This window comes from Burkholderia reimsis (assembly GCF_003294055.1).
Classification (GTDB): domain Bacteria; phylum Pseudomonadota; class Gammaproteobacteria; order Burkholderiales; family Burkholderiaceae; genus Burkholderia; species Burkholderia cepacia.
On sequence record NZ_QMFZ01000099.1, the window covers coordinates 1 to 2,151 of the forward strand.

The following is a 2,151-nucleotide window of genomic DNA, read 5'->3' on the forward strand; positions in this document are numbered from 1 at the left end:
TTCTTTGCAGCAAGCAGCTACTGCAAAACGTGCCCAGGTGGCGGAATTGGTAGACGCACTAGGTTCAGGTCCTAGCGGTGGCAACATCGTGGAGGTTCGAGTCCTCTCCTGGGCACCATCTGTTTTTTTGAAAAGGTCGGCTTCTAGCCGGCCTTTTTTCATTTCAAGCCCAGGAAGCAAAGCGCCTGCGCGCTTTGCGTGAGGACTCGAAAGGCTGCGCTTGCAAGCGCAGCCGGGGTCGCACATGTGTGACCGAGTCCTCTCCTGGGCATCATCTGTTTTTTGAAAAGGTCGGCTTCTGCCGGCCTTTTTCATTTCGACCGCATAAGCATGGACGCGCCGCAATCACCGGCGCCCCGCTCTTATGCCCGCCGGCAGGATCGATAGCAGAATTTATCGGTTATCGTCCGCTCGCCCTGTTGGTACGTTAGCCGGCTCGCTTCAATGCAACGAACCAGACAAGGAGCACGATCCATGACGCCGATGAACCGCCGCGCATTCGCGCGCGCGATGCTGGCCGCAGGTCTCACTGCCGCCGGCGTCCGAGCGCGCGCCGAGAACGCACCCGATGTGCTGCGCATCGGCTACCAGAAGTCGTCGACACTCATCACGTTGCTCAAGACGCGCGGCGCGCTCGAGCAGGCGCTGGCGCCGCTCGGCTTGCGCGTGTCGTGGCATGAATTCGCGAGCGGATTGCCGCTGACGGAAGCACTCAACATCGGCGCGGTCGATTTCAGCGCCGACGTGGCCGATACGGTCCCGGTCTTCGCACAAGCTGCTCGTGCGCGTTTCGTGTACGTCGCACAGGAAGCGCCTTCGCCGAAAGCGCAGGCGATCATCGTCAAGCAGGACAGCACACTGCGTACGCTAGCCGATCTCAAGGGCACGCGCATTGCGGTCACGAAGGCGGCCGGCAGCCATTACCTGTTGCTTGCCGCACTCGCACGCGCGAAGCTCGGGCCGGCCGATGCGACGATCCACTACCTGACGCCCGCGGACGGCCGCGCGGCGTTCGAGCGTGGCAGCGTGGACGCATGGATCACGTGGGATCCCTATGTCGCATCGGTCGACCGCAATCCCGACGTACGGATTCTCGCCGACGGCAACGGACTCGCGTCATACCAGCGCTACTACCTCGCGTCGACCAGCTTCGCCACTGCGCGGCCCGAGGTCGTCCAGATCCTGTTCGACCAGCTGTCGCAGGCCGGCACGTGGCTGCGCGACCACCCGCAGGACGCAGCGAATACGCTCGCGCCGATCTGGGGACTCGACGCGGCGACGATCGCGCGCGCGAACGCGCGGCGCAGTTATCTCGTTCGCGCGGTGGTCGCACAAAACTTCGGCGAACAGCAGAAGATCGCCGACACATTCCTCGCGGCGGGACTGCTGCCGGCCCGAGTCGACACGAGTCAGGCGCAGCGCTGGAATTTCGACGCGAAACGCGCGATTCCGGTCGGCGCGTGAGAATCCGTCGCGCGAGGGGCAATATTTTTATCGCTTCGAATGAAATTGTGTTGACACGCTGCGAAGACACGCTAAAATAGCGGTCTTCGCATCGCAGCAAGCGAAACGTGCCCAGGTGGCGGAATTGGTAGACGCACTAGGTTCAGGTCCTAGCGGTGGCAACATCGTGGAGGTTCGAGTCCTCTCCTGGGCACCATCTGTTTTTAAAAAGGTCGGCTTCTAGCCGGCCTTTTTTCATTTCAAGCCCAGGAAGCAAAGCGCTTGGTTGCTCCGAGCGGGGCGTCGAAAGGCTGCGCTTGCATGCGTGACTCGGGTTACACATGTGCGACCCAGCCCTCCCTCCTGACCCTCCACTTCCTGAAAAAACTCCTTCCAGTCGGCTCACCTGCATTTCCGGCATCCGGAAGGGATCAGCCCGCGCAAACCCGCCCATCACAAGTGTTCGACGATGCACGTCGGTCGCCCCGCCGCGATGTTTGCGCACCTCGCTCGATGCCCAAACAAATCCGTCAAATTATTTTCGTTCGCGACCTCAAATCCTGTTGACAGCCACCAAAGACGCGCTATAATTTCGCTTCTTTGCAGCAAGCAGCTACTGCAAAACGTGCCCAGGTGGCGGAATTGGTAGACGCACTAGGTTCAGGTCCTAGCGGTGGCAACATCGTGAAGGTTCGAGTCCTCTCCTGG

The 2,151-nt window shown here is 61.0% G+C and carries 1 protein-coding gene and 2 tRNA genes; all 3 read left to right on the forward strand.

Annotated features, from left to right (window positions below):
* Positions 1 to 31: 31 nt before the first annotated feature.
* The 3 genes from DPV79_RS41330 (at position 32) to DPV79_RS41340 (ending at position 1,660) form a co-directional block, all read left to right on the forward strand.
* Positions 32 to 118 (forward strand) — tRNA-Leu (locus DPV79_RS41330).
* A gap of 356 nt (positions 119 to 474) precedes the next feature.
* Positions 475 to 1,464, forward strand: coding sequence for an aliphatic sulfonate ABC transporter substrate-binding protein (locus tag DPV79_RS41335; RefSeq protein WP_113048167.1), 990 nt, complete (start codon positions 475 to 477; stop codon positions 1,462 to 1,464).
* Between the two features lie 109 nt (positions 1,465 to 1,573).
* Positions 1,574 to 1,660: transfer RNA gene (locus DPV79_RS41340), tRNA-Leu, on the forward strand.
* The last annotated feature ends 491 nt before the right edge of the window (positions 1,661 to 2,151 follow it).

Excerpts from the sequence above, each read along its gene's own strand:
- DPV79_RS41335 (WP_113048167.1), top strand. The coding sequence starts at position 475 with ATGACGCCGATGAACCGCCGCGCATTCGCGCGCGCGATGCTGGCCGCA.